Raw genomic sequence first — 18,352 nt, forward strand, 5'->3', positions numbered from 1 at the left:
GCCACCACGCGAAGTACTCGACGAATGGTTCACCCAACACCAAGCAGTGTGATACGGTCCACTTGAGCGACGTCCGAAATCTTCGGAGCACTTCACTTTCCCGCCTTGACAACATGCCGCCGGCCGTAGTCACAATCAGGCTTCGGGGTTGCAAAAAGCAGAAACGCCCCTCACTCAGGAGGCTCCTCAACCCCATCCCGCTCAGCCCACTCCAACAACGGCTCAAGCGAAAACACAGCATCGTCAATCCCGGCATGGAGATCACCCACCTCGGCAAACCGAGCCGGCACAGTGGCAATGGTGAAATCCCCCGGCTCGGCATCATCGATCTCCCCCCACCGGATCGGCGTGGACACCGTCCCCTCAGGATTCCCCCGAACCGAGTAAGCACTGGCAATGGTGTGATCACGAGCATTCTGGTTGTAATCGACGAAGAGCAACCGCGGATCCCGATCCTTCCGCCACCAGGTAGTCGTGACGTCATCCGGAGCACGCCGTTCGACCTCCCGGGCAAAGGCCAGCGCAGCCCGCCGGACATCAGCGAACCCCCACCGCGGTTCGATCCGGACGTAAATATGCAACCCCCGCCCCCCGGAAGTCTTCGGCCACCCGACCGCACCAAGCTCGTCGAGGATCTCGTGCGCAACATGCGCAACCCGCCGAACCCGGTCATAGCCGCAATCGGGCATCGGATCCAGGTCGATCCGCCACTCGTCCGGCTTCTCGGTGTCGGCACGGCGCGAGTTCCACGGGTGGAACTCCACAGTGGACATCTGCACGGCCCAGGCGACGTGCGCGAGCTCGGTGACGCACAGCTCGTCGGCGTGCCGGTTGTACCGCGGGAAGGTCACCCGGACGGTCTCCAGCCACGGCGGCGCCCCGTTCGGGACCCGCTTCTGGTGCACCTTCTCCCCCGCCACGCCGGACGGGAAGCGGTGCAGCATGCAGGGGCGTTCGCGCAGGGCGTTGACGATGCCGTCGCCCACCGAGAGGTAGTAGTTGACCAGGTCGAGCTTCGTCTCGCCGCGGGCCGGGAAGTAGACCCGGTCCGGGTTGGAGATCCGCACGGTGTGCGGGCCGACCTCGAGCTCCACAGCCTTGACCGCCATGGCAGAGACGGTACAGCGGCGCGCAGCGCGGAGTAGCCGAAGACTCCCGCTACGGTGGGTTGGTGAGCCTGCCGACGGACGGTCACGTCCACACGGAATGGTCCTGGGACACCGTCACCGGGTCGATGGCCGGTTCGTGCGAGCGGGCGATCGAGCTGGGCCTGCCGTCGGTGGCCTTCACCGAGCACGCGGACTTGACGCCGTGGCTGATGCCGGAACCGGTCCGGCCGCTGCTGCCGGACCACTTCCGGGTGCGGCTGCGCCCGGACGGCGTCCTCGAGCCACCCGACCTCGACGTCGCGGGGTATCTGGCGTGCGTCGAGGAGTGCCGCGCGCGGTTTCCCGGGCTGCGGATCCTGTCCGGAGTGGAGCTCAGCGAACCGCACTGGCACCGTCCGCGCACCGACGCGCTGCTGGCGGCCCACGACTTCGACCGGGTGCTCGGGTCGGTGCACTCCCTGCCGGGCGGCGGGCACCACCACGAGGTGTCGGTGGTGTCGGACCGGACACCGGGCGAGCTCCTGCGGGCCTACCTCGGGGAGGTGCTGGGCCTGGTGGAGTCGACGGTCGACTTCGCGGTCTTGGCTCACATCGACTACGCGCTGCGCTCGTGGCCGGCCGAGGGTCCGCCGTTCGTGGCGGCCGAGTTCGAGGAGGAGTTCCGGACGGTGCTGCGGGCTCTGAAGGCGAGCGGCCGGGCGCTGGAGGTGAACACGAAGGTGCCGCTGCCGGGCGAGGTGGTGCGGTGGTGGTTCCAGGTGGGCGGCGAGGCGGTGGCGTTCGGCAGCGACGCCCACGAGCCGGCCTTGGTCGGCCACGGCTTCCGGGAGGCGATGGCCCTGGTGGAGGCGTGCGGCTTCCGGCGCGGCCGGACTCCGCACGACTTCTGGCGCCGCTGACGGCTCACACCAGGGCGTGGCGCCCGTAGGACCGCGCCTCCGCGCTCTGGTCCATCAGCCGGGCCGCGACTCGCCCGATGGCCGCGTCCAGCTCCGCGCGGTTGCCCGGGCCCCAGTCGCCCAGGCGCTCGGCGAGCCAGTCGTGCCAGGAGCGGACCACTTTGCCGAACTCCTCGCGGCCCGCGTCCGTCAGCTCCCAGCCGTCCCGCGTGTACCTCAGGTGGCCCGTCAGCTCCAGGCGGTTGAACGCCGGCTCCAGGACCTGCGCCGGCACGCCGAAGTACTCGCCGATCGCCCGCAGCGTCGCCGGTGAACCGCGGCGTTGCCGCAGGTGGACCTGCAGCAGGCACCAGATGCCGCCCTCGTCGAGGTCGCCACCGGCCCGCTCGACGATGGCGGGCGCCACCTTGCGGCGCTCGCGGAAGAACAGCGTCGCGACCGCGCGCTCGAGCTCGCGGTCGTCGGTGCGGGCCTCCGGCATCGCGAAGCCGTCGCCGAGGTCCGGGGCCGCCGCGCGGGCCGTGTCGCGCAGCGGGACCTCCTTCAGGAAGAACGCCAGGACCAGCGCCACCAGGCCGACCGGGGCCGCGGCGAGGAACACCACGTGCAGCGAGTCGCTGTACGCCTTGATCACCGGGGCCGACACCGCCTCCGGCAGGGCGTGCAGCGCCGTGGGCACCTGCAGCGCCCGCGGGTCGACTCCTGGCGGCACCGGGAGCGCGGCCAGCTTGGGGGTCAGCTGGTTCGCGTACACCGTGCCGAAGATCGCCGCGCCGAACGAGCTGCCGATCGACCGCAGGAACGTCACGCCCGAGGTGGCGACGCCCAGGTCGGCGTAGTCGACGGTGTTCTGCACGGCGATGGTCAGCACCTGCATGCCGAGCCCGATGCCCAGGCCCAGCACCGCCATGTACGCCGACGCCTCCCAGAAGCCGGTGCCGGTGCCGAGCCGGGACAGCAGGTACAGGCCGATCGTCATGCCCGCCGCCCCGAGCAGCGGGAAGATCTTGTAGCGGCCGGTGCGGCTCACCGCGTTGCCCGCGGCGATCGACGCGACCAGCAGCGCCAGCACCATCGGCAGCAGCCGCACGCCGGACGTCGTCGCCGACGTGCCCTGGACGTACTGCATGTACGTCGGCAGGTACGACAACGCGCCGAGCATCGCGAAGCCGACGACGAAGCTCATGATCCCGCCGACCGTGAACACCGGGTTGCGGAACAGCCGCATCGGCAGCATCGGCTCCGGCGCCCGCAGCTCGACGAGGACGAACGCGGCGAGCAGCACCACCGAGCCGGCCGCCATCCCGATGATCACCGGCGAGTCCCACGCGTACTGCGTGCCGCCCCAGCTCGTGACCAGCGTCAGGCCGGTCGCGGCGAGCCCGATGAGCAGGATGCCGAGGTAGTCGATGACCGGCCTGACCGCCGCACGGGCGTTCGGCATCGCCGAGGACGCCACCACCAGCACCACGACGACCAGCGGGATGTTGACGTAGAAAGCCCAGCGCCACGACAGGTGGTCGACGAAGAAGCCGCCGAGCATCGGGCCGGCCACGGTCACCACGCCGAACACCGAGCCGAGGACGCCCTGGTACTTGCCGCGTTCGCGCAGCGGGACGACGTCGGCGATCAGCGCGGTCGAGGTGACCATCAGCCCGCCGCCGCCGAGGCCCTGCACCGCGCGCCAGACGATCAGCCAGATCATGCTGCCGGCGAACCCGGCGCAGAACGAGCCGATGCCGAACACGACCACCGACAGCTGGAACATCAGCTTGCGGCCGAACAGGTCGCCGAGCTTGCCGACGACCACGGTCATGATCGTCTCGGCGAGCAGGTAGGACGTGACGACCCAGGACAGGTGCCCGGCGCCGCCGAGGTCACCGACGATGGTGGGCAGCGCGGTGCCGACGATGGTCTGGTCCAGCGCGGCCAGCAGCATGCCGAGCAGCACGGCGCCGAACACGGCGTTGACCCGCCCGCGGCTCAGGGCGGGCGGCGCCGCCGCACCCGGGGTGGCCTCCGCGGTGGCCGTCATCCGCACCTCCTGGCTCGGCCTCCCAAGCTAGTGCGCGGAGTCCACTGTGGATAGCCACCCGTTCCGGTGACGCAGGGTCAGCTCGAACGGCTCGAAGCCCTGCGCGCGGTAGAAAGCGAGCGCCGGTTCGTTGGCGGCGTAGGCCTTGACGGTGACCTCGTTCGCGCCCTTTTCCCTCGCCCATCCCAGAAACGCGGTGACCAGCTCGCTGCCGAACCCCGACCGGCGGTGCGCCGGGTCCGCGCGCATGCTCTCCAGCACCGCGGTCACCGTGCCGGGCCGCAGCGGGTCCGGGGGCCGGAGCCGCCCCACGAGGTGGCCGCCGCCGGCCAGCAGGCACAGGCAGTCCGGATCGTCGACGAGCTTGCCGTAATAGGCCGTGCCTTCACGCGCCGGCCAGCCGAGGTCCATCCGGGGGTCGTGGCGCCCGGCGTCTTCGGCGAACAGCCCGGCCGCGGACCGCACGAGTTCGGGGACGTCTTCGGGAACACAGCGGGAAACAGTCATTCCCCCGACGGTAACCGCGTCATTTTTCGGAGTAAATCACGGCTTTCCGGGGCCGAGGTGGGCCAGGCTTTCCAGGGCGATCTGCTCCAGGTGCCCCGCGGCCGCCGCGCTGCCGCCCGCCGCGCGGAACGACGTGGCGATCGTCTCGGCCGCCCGCCGGTACGCCGGTTCCGTCAGCACCTCCTCGACCGCCGCCGCGATGCGCGGGGCGTCCGCGCGGCCGAACCGCAGCCGGACGCCGGCGCCCGCCGCCACCACCTGGGCCGCCACGATCGGCTGGTCGTCGCGGATCGGGGCGACCACCAGCGGGAGGCCGTGCCACAGCGTTTCGCAGACCGTGTTGTGGCCGGCGTGGCACAGCACCGCGTCGACCCGGGCCAGCAGCGGGAGCTGCGGCACCTGCCGCCGCACCAGCACGTTCGGCGGGACGTCGGCCAGCACGCCGCCCGGGTCGGCGATCACCGCCCGGACCGGCAGCCCGGCGAACGCCGCCGCCGTCGCCGCCAGGAACCCCGCCCCCGCGGCCGTGTTGGCCGTGCCGAGGGAAATCAGCACGGCCGGCCGCGGCGGGTCGAGCCACTCCCACGGGAAGTCCGTTGTGGACGGACGCGCGCCGAGCGCCGGCCCGACCAGCCGGACCCGCGGCGGCAGGGTGGCCGGGCCGAGCAGCTCGCGGGTGGTGAACGCGAGGACGCCGTGCGGGGAGAACCGGGGGTCGGCGCCGCCCCGGCCGCCGGCGATCCGCGCGCGCAGCCCATCCAGCAGCGAATCGACCCACTCCGCGACCTTCGGCATCCCGGCGAGCGGGTCGACCAGCTCGGCCGACGTCGTCGCCGACGTGACCCACGGCAGGCCGTGCGCCTCGGCGAGCAGCCCGCCGGCCAGCGCCTGCTGGTCGGCGACGACGACGTGCGGCTGGAACGCGTCGAGCGCCGCGGCCACGCCGGGTGCCATCGCATCGGCGAGCGGGACCAGGAAGTCCTGCCAGAGGAATCGCAGCGCCGCCGGGCCCTTGAGCCCGGCCGGCCGCTCCGGCAGGCCCGCCGGCAGGGCGCACGAGAACACGAGCGCCTCCGGGCCGGCCAGCTGCCACAGCAGCTCGTCGTGCCCGGCCCAGGCGACTTCGTGGCCGCGCGCGGCGAGCTCGGCCGCCACGCCGACGGCCGGGTTGACGTGCCCGGTCAGGGGCGGGACGACGAAGAGGAACCGGGCCACTACCGCACCCGCGCCTGCGTGCGCGCGGTGTCGCGGACCCACCCGAAGATCAGCTCGGTGACCTCGGCGGTCCGCTCGACCAGCACCGAGTGCCCCTGGCCGGGCAGCACGACGGTGCGGCACGGCGCCAGGTGCGTCTCGAAGTGCGGCACCTGGGCGGCGAGTCCCGAGTCGCCGCCGAAGATCGCGAACACCGGGCAGCGCACGGCCGAGAGGTCCGCGGCAATGGTCGCGCTGCGCGGGATGTCCTCGGCGATCGTGGTGGTCTGCAGGATCCGGTTCGCGGCCTTGGACAGCCGCGCGGTGTGCGCGCCGTGGTTGTCCGCGATCCAGCCGATGACCTCGTCGAGCGCCAGCCGGGCCTTGGCGTCGGCCAGGCCGTCGGCCATGTGCCCGGTCCACTCCTCGGTGGGCGGTTCGCCCTCGATCACGACGACGCTCGCCACCCGGTCGGGCCGGGCCGCGGCCAGTCCGAAGGCCACCGAGGCCCCGAACGAGTTGCCGACGACGTGCACCGGCCGGGTGACGCCGCACGCGTCGAGGACCGCGACGAGGTCGTCGACGAACCGCTCCAGGTGGTAGCCGGACGGCGGGCGGGTCGTGCGGCCGTGCCCGCGCAGGTCGTACATGAGCACGTCGAGCCCGCGCGCGGCGAAGTCCGGGCCGAGGGTGAAGTAGTAGCTGGCGAGGCTGTCGGTGAGCAGGCCGTGGACGCACACCACGATCGGCGCGTCGCCGTCGAGGGGCGCGTCCGGGGTGAGCCGCTGGACGTGCACGTCCAGCTCGCCCGCGCGGATCCGGCTCACGCGGTCGCCCGCAGCGAGGCGACGGTGTACCGGACGAGCTCGCCGACGGTCAGCGCGATGATCTCGTCCAGGTCGCGCTCGGCGATGAAGGTGGCGAAGTTGACGCGGTCGCCGTAGTGCTCGCGCAGCTGCCCGGACAGCGCCACCAGGTCGACGCTCTCCAGTTCGAGGTCGTCGTGGAACGTCGTGTCCATGGTGATCTCGACGGTGTCTTCGCCGTCGAGGCCGTACTCCTCGAGCAGCTCCCGCAGCATCCCGGCCAGCGCCGCGAGGACGGTCGCCTCGTCGGTGGCCGTGGTCTCGATGCTCATCCGGCGGTCTCCTTCGTCTCTTCGGTCCAGGCGACGACGTAGCGGCGCGGTGGCGCGCCGGGCGGGTTCTCGGCGTCGGCGCAGTGCACGCGGTGGTCGTGGCCGGCGACGCGGACGGTGAGAGTGTCCGGGGTGGCCGCGACGACCGCGAAGTCCCGCGGCTCGCCGCGCAGGCCGGTGCCGCGCAGCTTGGCGACGGCTTCCTTGGCCGTCCAGAACCGGGCGAACCAGCGTTCCGGATCACCGGGCAGGCTCGCGAACAGCGCCAGCTCACCCGGCCCCAGCGCGGCTTCCACCGTGGACTGCGAGCGCGGCGCGACCTCCTCGACGTCGATGCCGCACGGCCCGTGCCGGGCGATCGCCACCCCGGCTTCGGCCCGGTGGGCCACCGAGATCGTCAGGTCCGGCAGGTCCCGGCCGTAGGCGCCGGTCACGACCGGACGGCCGGCGGGGTCGTTGCCGATGCGCAGCTCGGCGGGGAACATCTCGCTTTCGCCGCGGGCCCAGAGGAACTGGCGGACGGCGTCCTTCGCCGCGATCCGGCCGAGCAGCCACTGGCGCCGCCCGCGCGGCGGACGGCGGTCGTAGGCGTCGCGCTCGGGACCGGCGAGGTAGTTGCGCATGATCAGCTCGCGCGTGGCCAGGTCCGGCCACTGCTCGTGCACCAGCGCCCAGCCGCCCGGCTGTTCGTGCGACAGCGTCGAACGCTCGGGGGTCCGGTCGGCCTGGCGGATGTGCGCGGTGCTGTCGAACCGGCGGTCGCGCCAGCCGGTGAACTCGGCCCAGACCCGGCCGTCGCGGACGAGCTGCATGTCGGCCTCGAGGAACTCGTCCGTCAGCCCGGTGATCCGGACCAGGCACTCCAGGCGCTCCCCCGGCGCCGGGTGCGGGCCGTGGAACCGGATTTCGCCCATCGCGACCGGGAAGACGGTGGTCCGCTCGGGCAGCCGGGACATGATCCAGTAGCCGAGCACCTGGCCGACGTTGTCGAGCAGCGCGCCGGGCGCGGCCGGCGTGGTCAGCACGGCCCGCACGTGCCGTTCGCCGACCGCGGTCAGCTCGGTGACGCCCTGGAAGCCCGGTCCGTGGAACATCCAGCGCTCGGCATAGAGCTGCGCCGCCGTGGTCTCGGGCACCTGCTCGGCCGACGCCGGGAACCGCCACGGCGCGGGCGCGGCCGCCGGGTACGCCGGGGCCAGTTCGACCACGGCCTGGGAGTACCCGGCCAGGGTCGCGAGCACCCGGTCCGGGCCCTGCGGGCGGACGCGCACCGGCACCGTGACCGGCGGAACCGCGGTGATCCACTGGGTGAGCCGGACGTCGTGCACCGCGACCGCGTGCCGGCCGGGCGCGGCCTGTTCGGCGAACCGCATCAGGTGGTCGATCACCGTCGTGGCCGGGACGACCGGCCAGCGGTCCCCCGGGTCGGCCTGCGGTGGCTGCTTGAAGAAGCAGTGGTCGAGCAGGTAGGGCATCGCCTCGACGGACACGCTGAGGGTGGTGTCCAACTCGCCCGGTGGGGGCACTTTCACGTGAAAGTGCCCGCCCGAGGGGTCATTTTCACGTGAAAGTGCCCCATCCGGGCGGCCGGCGAGGACGGTGGACGCCAGCTCGGCGGTGTCGGTCAGCAGGGCGGCGAACTCCGCGGCCAAGGGGCCCTTCGCGGCCAGGTCGTCCACAGTGGACTTCCGGGCGGCCGGGAGCGCGATTCGGGCGCGGACCTGGTCGTCGAGGGAGATCAGCCGGCCGCCGAGGTCGAGCTTGACCGCCTTGGGCGCGGCCGGGCGCTCCCCGGGCAGGCGGGAGAAGCCGACGTCGAGCCCGTCGGCCCACAGCGCGGTCGCGACCCGGCGCAGCTGCGCCAGCCCGGGCCGGTGCGCCGAGTGCGCCGCCACGACGAGGTGTTCCTCGCCGTGGAGGGTGTCGCCGACCAGTGAGCCCAGCTGCCCCGCCCCGACCTGGACGAACGCGCGGAACCCGGCCGCGTGCAGCGCGCGCACCAACGGACGGAACCGGACCGGTTCCAGCAGGTGCCGCACGAACAACTCGCGGACCTCGGCTTCGCCCGCGGGGTACTCCGACACCGTGGTCGCCGACCAGAGCGGCAGCCGCGGGGGGTGCAGGGTGAAGCGGCCGGCCGCTTCGCGGATCGGGTCCAGGTACGGCGCCAGCATCGGGGTGTGGAAGCCGGACCGGAACGGCAGCACCTGCGCCACGATCCCGGCGTCCCGGAACCGCTGCACGAGCGCACCGACCGCGGCTTCCGGACCGCAGATCATGGCCTGGTTCGGGGAGTTGTCGTGGGAGAGGACGACGTCTTCGCGCCCGGCCAGCTCCTCGAGGACCCGGGGCGCGGGCGCGCCGACGGCGGCGAACGCGAGGCCGGGGACGACGAGCGCGTCCGGGTCGAAACCGTCGAGGAAGGCGTCGATCTCGGCCTCGGCGTGCACCCCGGCCACGGCCATCGCCGTCCATTCGCCCAGGCTGTGCCCGGCGACCGCGTCCGGCGTGACGCCGATCCGCCCGAGGGCGGCGTGCAGCAGCCTGCCCAGCTCGAACACCGCGGCACCCTGCCGCCCGACGTCGCCGACTTCGACGTCCGCGTGCTTCCAGGGCAGCCCGAAGTGGCGGGCGAGGTCCCCGCAGTTCAGCGCGAGTTCCGACTCCAGGCCGGGGAAGACGAACGCGACCTCGCCCCCGCCCGGCCCGAGGAGCGGGCGGTCGGCGAACCACACGTCGTTGCGGCCGCGCCAGGCCCGGCCGCGCGCCAGCACCTTCCGGGCCAGGGCCAGCCGCTTCTCCGTCGGGTCGACGACGCCGAGCCGGACCGGGCCGTCCCCGGTTTCCCGGGCCCCGGGCCGGTCGAACTGCTCGCGCAGCGCCTCGACGGTCGGCGCGGCGAGCCGCAGCACGCGTTCGGGCTCGCGCACCACGACCGGCTTCGCGCGGCCCGGCGCCTGTTCGAGGACGACGTGGGCGTTGATCCCGCCGAACCCGAACGCGTTGACGCCGGCCCGGCGCACCGGCGCGTCCCAGGGCCTGGCACTGTCCAAAGTGGAGAAGCGGGTCCGCGCGAGCGCCGGGTGCGGGTCGTCGCAGTGCAGCGTCGGCAGCAGGACGCCGTGGTGCACGGCCAAGGCCGCCTTGACGAGCCCGGCAATGCCCGCCGCCGGCATCGTGTGCCCGATCATCGACTTGACTGAGCCCAGCACGGCGGAGCCCGCGCTGCCGAACACCGCCGCGAGGGTGGCCAGCTCCGCCGCGTCGCCGGCCGGGGTGGCGGTGCCGTGCGCCTCCAGCAGGCCGATGGAGTCCGGCTCGGCCGGGTCCAGGGCCGCCGCGGCCCACGCCTGGCGGACCGCCCGGACCTGGCCGCCGGAGTCGGGGCTGGCCAGGCTGGCCGTCCGGCCGTCGGAGGCGACGCCGGTGCCGGTGATCACGGCGTAGACGCGGTCGCCGTCGCGCTGGGCGTCGGCGAGGCGTTTGAGGACGACGACGCCGGTGCCTTCGCCGATCAGCACGCCGTCGGCGTCGCGGTGGAACGGCCGGATCCGCTCGGACGGCGACAGCGCGCCGAGCTGGGTGAACACGCTCCAGAAGGTGATGTCGTGGCAGTGGTGCACGCCGCCCGCGAGGACGACGTCGCAGCGGCCGGTGGCCAGTTCGCGCACGGCGTGGTCGACCGCGATCAGCGAGGACGCGCACGCGGCGTCCACGGTGTAGGCCGGGCCGCGCAGGTCGAGGCGGTTGGCCAGCCGCGAGGCGGCCAGGTTGGGCACCAGCCCGATCGCGGACTCGGGTGCCTCCGGGCCGAGCTGGTCGGTGAACGCCTGGCGGACGGCGTCGAGCCGGTCCGCGTCGAGGTCCGGCAGCAGTTCGCCGAGGGTGCGGACGAGCTGGCTCGCCGTCCGGACGCGCTGGTCGAGGCGGACCAGCCCCGGCGTCAGGTAGCCGCCGCGGCCGAGCACGACGCCGACCTTCGCGCGGTCGGCGGGCAGGCGGTCCGGGCCGCCGGCATCGGCGACGGCCTGCGCCGCCACCCGCAGCGCGATCAGCTGGTCGGGCTCGGTGGCGGGCACCGAGCTCGGCATGATCCCGAAGCCGGTGACGTCCACTTCGGCCAGTTCGTCGACGAACCCGCCGCGCCGGCAGTAGACCCGGTCGGCCCGGCGCTGTTCGCCGGGCGCGTAGTGGGTGCCGTCCCACTTCTCCGGTGGCACCTCGGTGATCGCGTCGACGCCGCCGGCCAGGTTGCGCCAGTACGCCGCCAGGTCCGGCGCGCCGGGCAGCAGCACCGACATCCCGACGATCGCCACGGGCTCCGGCATCCGCGTCACCAGCCGGACGCGGTGTGGACGACGGCGGCGGTGTCCGGACGGCCCCACGCCAGCTCGCGCAGCAGGCCGAGGGTGCCCTCCTCGGGGTCGATGAGCGCGATGCCGCGGCGGGCGTAGTCGCGCATCAGCTCGGGCGTCACCATGCCGTCGTGGTCGCCGGTCGGCGCCCACGGTCCCCAGTGGACGGTCACCGAGCGCCCGGCAGGCCACCGGCCGCCCAGTGCTTCGAGGGCGTCGTTCGCGGCGGCGTAGTCGGACTGGCCGCGGTTGCCGAGCGCGGCGACGATGCTGCCGAAGAGGACCACGAACTTCGGCTCGTCGGGCAGGTCGGCGGTCGCCTCGAGGAGGGTGCGGGCGCCGTCGACCTTGGTGCCGTAGACGCGCTCGAACGACTCCGGCGGCTTTTCGGCGACGAGCTTGTCCTCGATCACGCCGGCCGCGTAGACGATGCCGTCGAGGCGGCCGTGCTCGGCGTGGATCTCCTTCACCGCGCGGTGCACGGCTTCGGCGTCGAGCATGTCGACCGACTGGTAGCGGGCCGGACTGCCGAGCTCTCCGAGCTGCCGCAGGGTCTGGCGGACTTCGCGTTCGCCCTGGATCCGGCGGACCGTCCGTTCGATCTCGGCCGGGCTCTTGAGCCCGGACTCGATGAGCGCGGCACGGAGGTCCCGGGCGGTCTTGGCGTGCGGGTGTTCGTCGTCGGTGGCCGGCACCGGCGTCCGGCCGAGCAGTTCGATGCGGCAGCGGGCGGCGCCGGCGAGGGTGGCGGCGAACCGGGCGGTGATGCCCTTGGCGCCGCCGACGAGCAGGACGACCGAGTCGCGGTCCAGGCCGATCGCGGCCGCTTCGGCGGCGCCGTCGCCCGCGGGGCCCGCGCCGCCGGCGGCGAGCGGGCCGAGGTCGCGTTCGGTCAGCCGGAAGCCGAGCCGCCGGCCCTGCGCCCACCGGACCACCGGCTCTCTGTCCACGGTGGACAGTTCGGCGACGAACGCAGCCGCCTGGGCGTCGAGGCTGTCGTCCGGGGACAGCTCGACCACACGGGCGAGCGTCTCGGGGTACTCGCGGGCGACGCTGCGGTGGAAGCCGCGCAGGCCCTCGCCGGGGCCGGCGGTCAGCAGCCAGGTGGGCGCCGTGGCGAGGGCGGCCTGGTAGCGGGGGAAGGCGGCGGGCAGGACCGGCCCGGCGTCCGGGAAGTACAGGATCCCGTCGAACCCGGGACGGACGTCGTCGGCGAGCTCGGCGCTCGCGCCACAGGTCGTGAGGCGGCCTTGGACGGCTTCGGCGAGGGGGCCGCGGCCGAGGAGGAGGAACTTCCGGCCGCTGACGTCCGGGGTTTCCGCGGGAGCCAGCTCGTGTTCGGCCATGACCAGGCGTTTCGGCGCGACGATGACCGGTGCGGGCTCCGAGCGCTGCGACGGGACGTCGGGTGCTTCGGACGCCGCCTCGGGACGCTCGACCAGCTCGGCAATTGCCGCCGCGGTCCGGGCCTTGGCCAGCTCTTCGACGTCGGCGGTACCGAGGTCCAGCCGGGCCGCCAGTTCGCCGGCGATCTCGGCCCGCTTGATCGAGTCGATGCTCAGGTCGGCTTCCAGGTCGAGGTCGGGCTCGATCATCTCCGCCGGATAACCCGTCCGCTCCCCGATGACCTCCACCACGGTGTCCAGCACCGACACGGCAGGCGCCACGGCAGCCGGCCGGTCGTCCCCGATCAGCGCGACGATCGCCGCGGCCGTCCGGGCCTTCGCGAACTCCTCGACGTCGCCGCCGGCGAGCCCCAGCCGGGCCGCCAGCTCTCCCGCGATCTCGGCCCGCTTGATGGAATCCACGCTCAGGTCGGCTTCCAGATCGAGGTCCGGCTCGATCATCTCCACCGGATACCCGGTCCGCTCCCCGATCACCTCGACCACGGTCTCCAGCACCGAACGCTCCACCGTCGCCGTCGCCGTCGCCGTCGCCGTCGCCGTCGCCGTCGCCGTCGCCGTCGCCGTCGCCGTCGCCGGAACCACGACCGGCTCCAGCACCGGAGCCGGGATCGGCGCCCGCACCTGCGGCGGGGCGTCCGCGCCGAAGAAGCCGAGGAGCACGTCACGCTGGGCCGCGATCATCTCGCGGCTCGTGCGCAGGAAGTCCGCGACCATCGCCTCCGACGACACCGGCTCCGGTCCCGGCCCCGCCGCGACGGCGAGCGTGATCCGCTCGGCCGGGCGGAGGGCGCCGGCCGGGATCGTGCCGTCCGCGGCGCGCAGCAGGTGTCCGTCGACCGTCCACCCGGGACGCTTCGGCCGCTGCGCCGTCGACGCGTCGACCGCGTCCCGGCCGCGGAACAGCCAGCCGGTCCCGACGTCCACTCCGGACACCGCCAGCTGCGCCAGCGCGCCGAGGAAACCCGGCAGGCCGCGGCGGCCCGGCTGTTCGAAGCCGACCGTCCGGTGGGGACGGTCGCCGAGGATCGCGGCGACCTGCCTGGCCAGGACCGCGCCCGGCCCTGCCTCGACGAACACCCGTGCCCCGGCCGCGTACATCGCTTCGACCTGTTCGACGAACCGGACCGGCGAACCCAGCTGGGCAGCCAGCTCGCCGCGGATCGCGTCCGGGTCGGGCGGGTAGGGGGCGGCCGTCCGGTTGGCGTACACCGGGACGGCGGGGCGCACGACGCCGATCGCGTCGAGGGCGCGGCCGAACGCTTCTCCCGCCGGCGCCACCAGCGAGCTGTGGAACGCGCACGCGACCTGAAGGCGTTTCGCGCCGAGCCCGGCGGCACGCAGGTGCCCGACGGCGGTCTCGACGTCGGCGGTGGGCCCGGAAACGACCGTCTGCCGGGGTGAGTTGTGGTTGGCCAGGACGACGGTGGCGAGCCCGGCGTCGGCGAGCACCTTCCCGGTCTCGGCCGCCCCCGCCGAGACCGCCGCCATCGCGCCCGGGTCGTCGGACGGTACGGCGTCGGCCATCGCGCCGGCCCGGGCGTGGCTGGCGTGCAGCAGCGCTTCCGGTGTGAGGGCGCCCGCGGCGGCCAGCGCCGTCAGTTCGCCGTAGCTGTGGCCGCCGACCATCGCGGGCCGGACGCCGGCGCGGGTCAGCAGCCGGAACGCCGCCAGTCCGGTGAGGCCGAGCGCGGGCTGGGCGACGCGGGTGTCGGTGACGCGCCCGGCCTGCGCCTGCCGCGCCGGTTCCCCGAACACCGCCGGCCCGAACACGACCTCCGCTGTCGCCGGGTCCAGGCGCAGGTACCGCTGCAGCTCGGGGAAGGTGACGAACAGCTCGGCGAACATGCCCGGCCGCTGGCTGCCCTGGCCCGGGAACAGCACCGCGACCGTGCCCGGCTCCTCCGGCCCGGCCCGGTACACGCCCGGTGCGTCTTCCCCGGCCAGCGCCTTGCGCAGCAACTTCGTCAGTTCGTCCACAGTGGACGCCACGACGGCGAGCCGGATCCGGCCGCCTGCCGCTTCGGCCCGCCGCGACGCGCCGAGGGCGAGGTCCCGCAGCCGCCACGGCGCCCGGCCCGCCGGGACGTCGGTGGCCAGTTCCAGCAGGGACCGCGCCGCGGCTTCCGTGGTGAAGGTGAACAGCTCCGCGGGCCACTCGTCGGCCGCCTGCGCCGGCGGCACGCCGGGGTGCGCGCCGAGCACCACGTGGAAGTTCGTGCCGCCGAAGCCGAACGCGCTGACCCCGGCGAGCCGCTCGGCCGGCGGCGCGGCCCACGGCTGCGCGGCCGACTGGAACACGAACGGGCTGGTGTCGGGATCCCAGGCCGGGTTCGGCGACGCGAGGTGCAGCGTCGGCGGTTTGACGCCGGTGTGCAGCGCCAGCGCGGCCTTGATCAGCCCGGCCAGGCCCGCGGCGCACTTGGTGTGCCCGATCTGGGACTTCACCGAGCCGACCGTGCACCCGCCCGGTGCGGCCCCGGCCTCGGTGAACACCTTCGTCAGCGTCCCCAGTTCGGTCCGGTCGCCGACGACCGTGCCGGTGCCGTGCGCCTCGACGAGCCCGACGCGGGCGGGCGAGACACCGGCGTTGCGGTAGGCGCGGGTCAACGCGGTGTGCTGGCCTTCGGGCCGGGGTGCGGTGAGCCCGAGCGCGCGGCCGTCCGAAGCCGCGCCGACGCCCTTGATCACGGCGTAGACGCGGTCGCCGTCGCGTTCGGCGTCCGCGAGACGCTTCAGCGCGATGCACGCGACGCCTTCGCCGAGAGCGATGCCGTCGGCCGCGCTGTCGAACGTCGCCGAGCGCCCGGTCGGCGAGAGCGCGTGCGCCGAGGCGAAGAGGAGGTAGTCGTTGATGCCGTTGTGCAGGTCCGCACCGCCGCAGAGGACGAGGTCGCTGGTGCCGGCGGTCAGTTCCTTGCAGGCGACGTCGACCGCGGTCAGCGACGAGGCGCACGCGGCGTCGACGGTGTAGTTGGCGCCGCCCAGGTCGAGCCGGTTGGCGATCCGCCCGGCGATGACGTTGGCGAGCACACCGGGGAAGGAGTCCTCGGTGATCTTCGGCAGCCGTTCGTCCAGTTCGGACGGAAGTTCGCCCACATAGGACGGCAGGACGCTGCGCAGGGTCATCGCGTTCGACAGGTCGCTGCCCGCCTCGGCGCCGAACACCACCGACGTCCGGGCGCGGTCGAACGGGCGGGTGGCGTACCCGGCGTCGGCCAGCGCGCGGTGCGCGGCCTCCAGGGCCAGCAGCTGCACCGGCTCGATGCTGGCCAGCGACGACGGCGGGATGCCGTACTTCAGCGGGTCGAAGCCGATCTCCGGCAGGAAGCCGCCCCAGCGCGACGGCGTCCGCTCCCCCTGCCCGTCCGGGGCGTAGTACAGGGAGGTGTCCCAGCGCTGCGGCGGCACTTCGGTGACCGCGTCGGCGCCGGCCAGGACGTTCGCCCAGAACGCGGCCAGGTCCGGGGCCTGCGGGAACATGCAGGCCATGCCGACGATCGCGATGTCCAATGGCACAGGGGCGGGCGGTTCCGCCTCGGCGACGCCGAACGCGGCGGCCCGCGCGCGCAGGAACGCGTTCGCGCCCTCCCCGACCGCGTGGTGCAGCGCGGCGATCGTGGTGACGGCCGAGCGCAGCACGGCGACCTCGCCGGCCATGAACATGCCTTCGGCCAGCTGCCGGTCTTCGCCGACGTCCCGCAGCTCGGCGCCGACGCGCTCGATGCCCTTGCTCGCCAGGCGCAGCCGCCCGACGTTGAGCGTTTCCAGCTGCTCCCACGCGTCCCGGCTCGGCACGCCGCGGCCGGCGAGGTCCGCTTTGATCGCCGCGTACTCCTCGGTGAACGGGCTGCGGACGCAGCGGGTGGCGTGGCCCGGCGCGGTTTCCAGGAGGTCGGTGTGCTCGGCCGCCAGGAGCCGGCGCTGGAACAGCGGCAGCACGGCGTCGGCGTCGACGGCTTCGCGGGTGAAGAGGTAGGCGGTGCCCATCAGCACGCCGATCGCGGCGCCGCGCGCGGCCACCGGCGCGGCGAGGGCGGCCACCATCGCGGCCGAACGTTCGTCGTGGACACCGCCGGCGAACAGCAGCTGCAGGTCCGCGGCCGCGTCCGGGGTGGCCGCGAGGAAGTCGCCGAGCACGCCGAGCTGCGCCTCCCACAACGGGAAGCTGGTGCGCGGGCCGACGTGCCCGCCGCATTCCGAGCCTTCGAAGACGAACTTGCGCGCGCCCGCCTCGAGGAACTGCTTCAGCAGGCCCGGTGACGGCACGTGGAGGAAGGTCGCGATGCCCGCGTCCTCCAGCGCCGCGGCCTGGGCCGGGCGGCCGCCGGCGATGATCGCGTGGGTCGGCCGCAGCTCGCGGATCACCGCCAGCTGCGCGGCTTTGACGTCGTCGGCGGCGAACCCGAGGACACCGACGCCCCATGGCGCGTCGCCGACGGCTTCGCGGGTCCGTTCCAGCACGTCGCGGGTCTGCTCCGGGCCGGACAGCGCCAGCGCGATGAACGGCAGCGCCCCGCCCGCGGCGACCTCGGCGGCGAACCGGGGCTGGTCGCTGACCCGGGTCATCGGTCCCTGCGCGACCGGCAGCGCGGTGCCGAGCGCGCGGCTGCCCGCGCTGCCCGGGCCGAGGACCACGTCCGGGACGCGCAGTGCTTCGCCGACGGCGTCGGCCAGGCCGCGCACCGCTGCGGTCACCGTGCCCCAGCGGTCGCGGAACCGGGTGGCGAGGAAGACGTCCTGACCCGCTTCGACCGGCTCGGTGCCGCGGCGCGCCAGCACGCGGACGCCGTCGACGACGGTCGTTTCCGAACCGTCGAGGCCGGTGAGGGCGGCGGTGAGCGCCGACGGCAGTTCGGCTTCCGGCAGCAGGGCGAGCTGCGTGTCGACGACGACGCCGGCCGCGCCGCCCGCGACGGCGGCCGCGGCGGTGTGCGGCCCGATGCCGCCGGCCGCCCACACCGGGACGCCGAGGGTGTCGTCGGCGAGCAGGGCCTGCAGCAGCACGAAGGTGCTCAGTTCGCCGACGCGGCCGCCGCATTCGTACCCGCGGGCGATCAGCCCGTGCGCGCCGTCGCCGGCCGCGCGGGCGGCCGCCGCGCGGGAGCCGACCTCGGCCAGCACCCGCCGGCCCGGGAAGTCCCGCGCCGAGCAGGAGGCGTCCTCGGTCAGCAGCACGGTGGTCACGGCTTCGGGCAGGTCCGCCGGGTGCGCGAGCCGCACCCCGAACGCCGGGACGTCCCATTCCCCCAGGAGCGCGAGCTCTTCCGCGGCGGCGTCGCCGGTCAGGTCGAGCACGCCGAGCCCGCCCCCGCGCGCCGCGGCCGCGACCCCGCGCGCCGACGGCCACCGCAGCGGCGACACGGCGACGACCAGCTCGGTCGGCACGGAGTCGTCTTTCGAGAGACGCATGGGAACTCCCGCTACGCACGAAAGGGTGAAGGGTAACGGGGAGTACTTAAGCGGGTTCCTTCCGCGCCGTCAACAACCCACCTCGAATTCATCGCCGCGGTTCAGAAAATTCGGGATGGACCAGGCCGGCGGCGCAAGAATTTAACGTCGCCGTCACGTCCCGGCGGCCGGCGGATGGGACGCGATTGCCCGGACCGGCCGCCCGGACCGGTTCCGTGCCGTGGTCCACCCGGCTCACACCGCCGGACGGCGCAAGCCATCCCTGCCGGTGGCCGCAGCGGCGCTGCCCGGTCCGGACCA

Annotated in this window: 9 protein-coding genes; 1 reads left to right on the forward strand and 8 read right to left on the reverse strand. The window is 74.1% G+C overall.

Going from position 1 to position 18,352, the window contains the following annotated elements; genetic code table 11:
* Window positions 1-170: 170 nt before the first annotated feature.
* The gene (gene ligD / locus AB0M93_RS06085) at window positions 171-1,109 is read right to left on the reverse strand and encodes a non-homologous end-joining DNA ligase (protein WP_364268946.1); all 939 of its coding nucleotides are present in this window, start codon (window positions 1,107-1,109) and stop codon (window positions 171-173) included.
* A 62-nt stretch (window positions 1,110-1,171) separates the two neighbouring features.
* Between ligD and AB0M93_RS06090 the strand changes: the two genes are divergently transcribed.
* On the forward strand, window positions 1,172-2,008 hold the full coding sequence (locus AB0M93_RS06090; protein WP_364268948.1) for a PHP domain-containing protein: 837 nt from the start codon (window positions 1,172-1,174) through the stop codon (window positions 2,006-2,008).
* Between the two features lie 4 nt (window positions 2,009-2,012).
* Here the strand turns inward: AB0M93_RS06090 and AB0M93_RS06095 are convergent, their stop codons facing one another.
* From AB0M93_RS06095 to AB0M93_RS06125, 7 genes are read right to left on the reverse strand one after another with little or no spacing between them, the layout of a single operon-like run.
* Complete coding sequence (locus tag AB0M93_RS06095) at window positions 2,013-4,043, reverse strand: MDR family MFS transporter (RefSeq protein WP_364268950.1); 2,031 nt, start codon at window positions 4,041-4,043, stop codon at window positions 2,013-2,015.
* A gap of 27 nt (window positions 4,044-4,070) precedes the next feature.
* Complete coding sequence (locus tag AB0M93_RS06100) at window positions 4,071-4,550, reverse strand: GNAT family N-acetyltransferase (protein ID WP_364268952.1); 480 nt, start codon at window positions 4,548-4,550, stop codon at window positions 4,071-4,073.
* A 36-nt stretch (window positions 4,551-4,586) separates the two neighbouring features.
* Window positions 4,587-5,765, reverse strand: coding sequence for a glycosyltransferase (locus AB0M93_RS06105; RefSeq protein WP_364268954.1), 1,179 nt, complete (start codon window positions 5,763-5,765; stop codon window positions 4,587-4,589).
* Window positions 5,765-6,571: an alpha/beta hydrolase gene (locus AB0M93_RS06110; RefSeq protein ID WP_364268956.1), complete on the reverse strand. Its 807-nt coding sequence runs from the start codon at window positions 6,569-6,571 to the stop codon at window positions 5,765-5,767. The genes AB0M93_RS06105 and AB0M93_RS06110 overlap by 1 nt, the downstream gene beginning before the upstream one ends.
* Window positions 6,568-6,882, reverse strand: a complete 315-nt coding sequence (locus AB0M93_RS06115) for a phosphopantetheine-binding protein (protein WP_364268958.1) — start codon at window positions 6,880-6,882, stop codon at window positions 6,568-6,570. Before AB0M93_RS06115 ends, AB0M93_RS06110 begins: the two co-directional genes overlap by 4 nt.
* Window positions 6,879-11,210, reverse strand: coding sequence for a beta-ketoacyl synthase N-terminal-like domain-containing protein (locus AB0M93_RS06120; protein ID WP_364268960.1), 4,332 nt, complete (start codon window positions 11,208-11,210; stop codon window positions 6,879-6,881). The genes AB0M93_RS06115 and AB0M93_RS06120 overlap by 4 nt, the downstream gene beginning before the upstream one ends.
* A 5-nt stretch (window positions 11,211-11,215) precedes the next feature.
* Window positions 11,216-18,052, reverse strand: a complete 6,837-nt coding sequence (locus AB0M93_RS06125) for an SDR family NAD(P)-dependent oxidoreductase (RefSeq protein WP_364268962.1) — start codon at window positions 18,050-18,052, stop codon at window positions 11,216-11,218.
* Window positions 18,053-18,352: the final 300 nt, after the last annotated feature.

Source organism: Amycolatopsis sp. NPDC051102, from assembly GCF_040682815.1.
Classification (GTDB): Bacteria; Actinomycetota; Actinomycetes; order Mycobacteriales; family Pseudonocardiaceae; genus Amycolatopsis.

Coding starts and splice junctions, on each gene's coding strand:
- ligD (WP_364268946.1), bottom strand. CDS start 1,109: ATGGCGGTCAAGGCTGTGGAGCTCGAGGTCGGCCCGCACACCGTGCGG.
- AB0M93_RS06095 (WP_364268950.1), bottom strand. CDS start 4,043: ATGACGGCCACCGCGGAGGCCACCCCGGGTGCGGCGGCGCCGCCCGCC.
- AB0M93_RS06100 (WP_364268952.1), bottom strand. CDS start 4,550: ATGACTGTTTCCCGCTGTGTTCCCGAAGACGTCCCCGAACTCGTGCGG.
- AB0M93_RS06115 (WP_364268958.1), bottom strand. CDS start 6,882: ATGAGCATCGAGACCACGGCCACCGACGAGGCGACCGTCCTCGCGGCG.
- AB0M93_RS06120 (WP_364268960.1), bottom strand. CDS start 11,210: ATGCCGGAGCCCGTGGCGATCGTCGGGATGTCGGTGCTGCTGCCCGGC.
- AB0M93_RS06125 (WP_364268962.1), bottom strand. CDS start 18,052: ATGCGTCTCTCGAAAGACGACTCCGTGCCGACCGAGCTGGTCGTCGCC.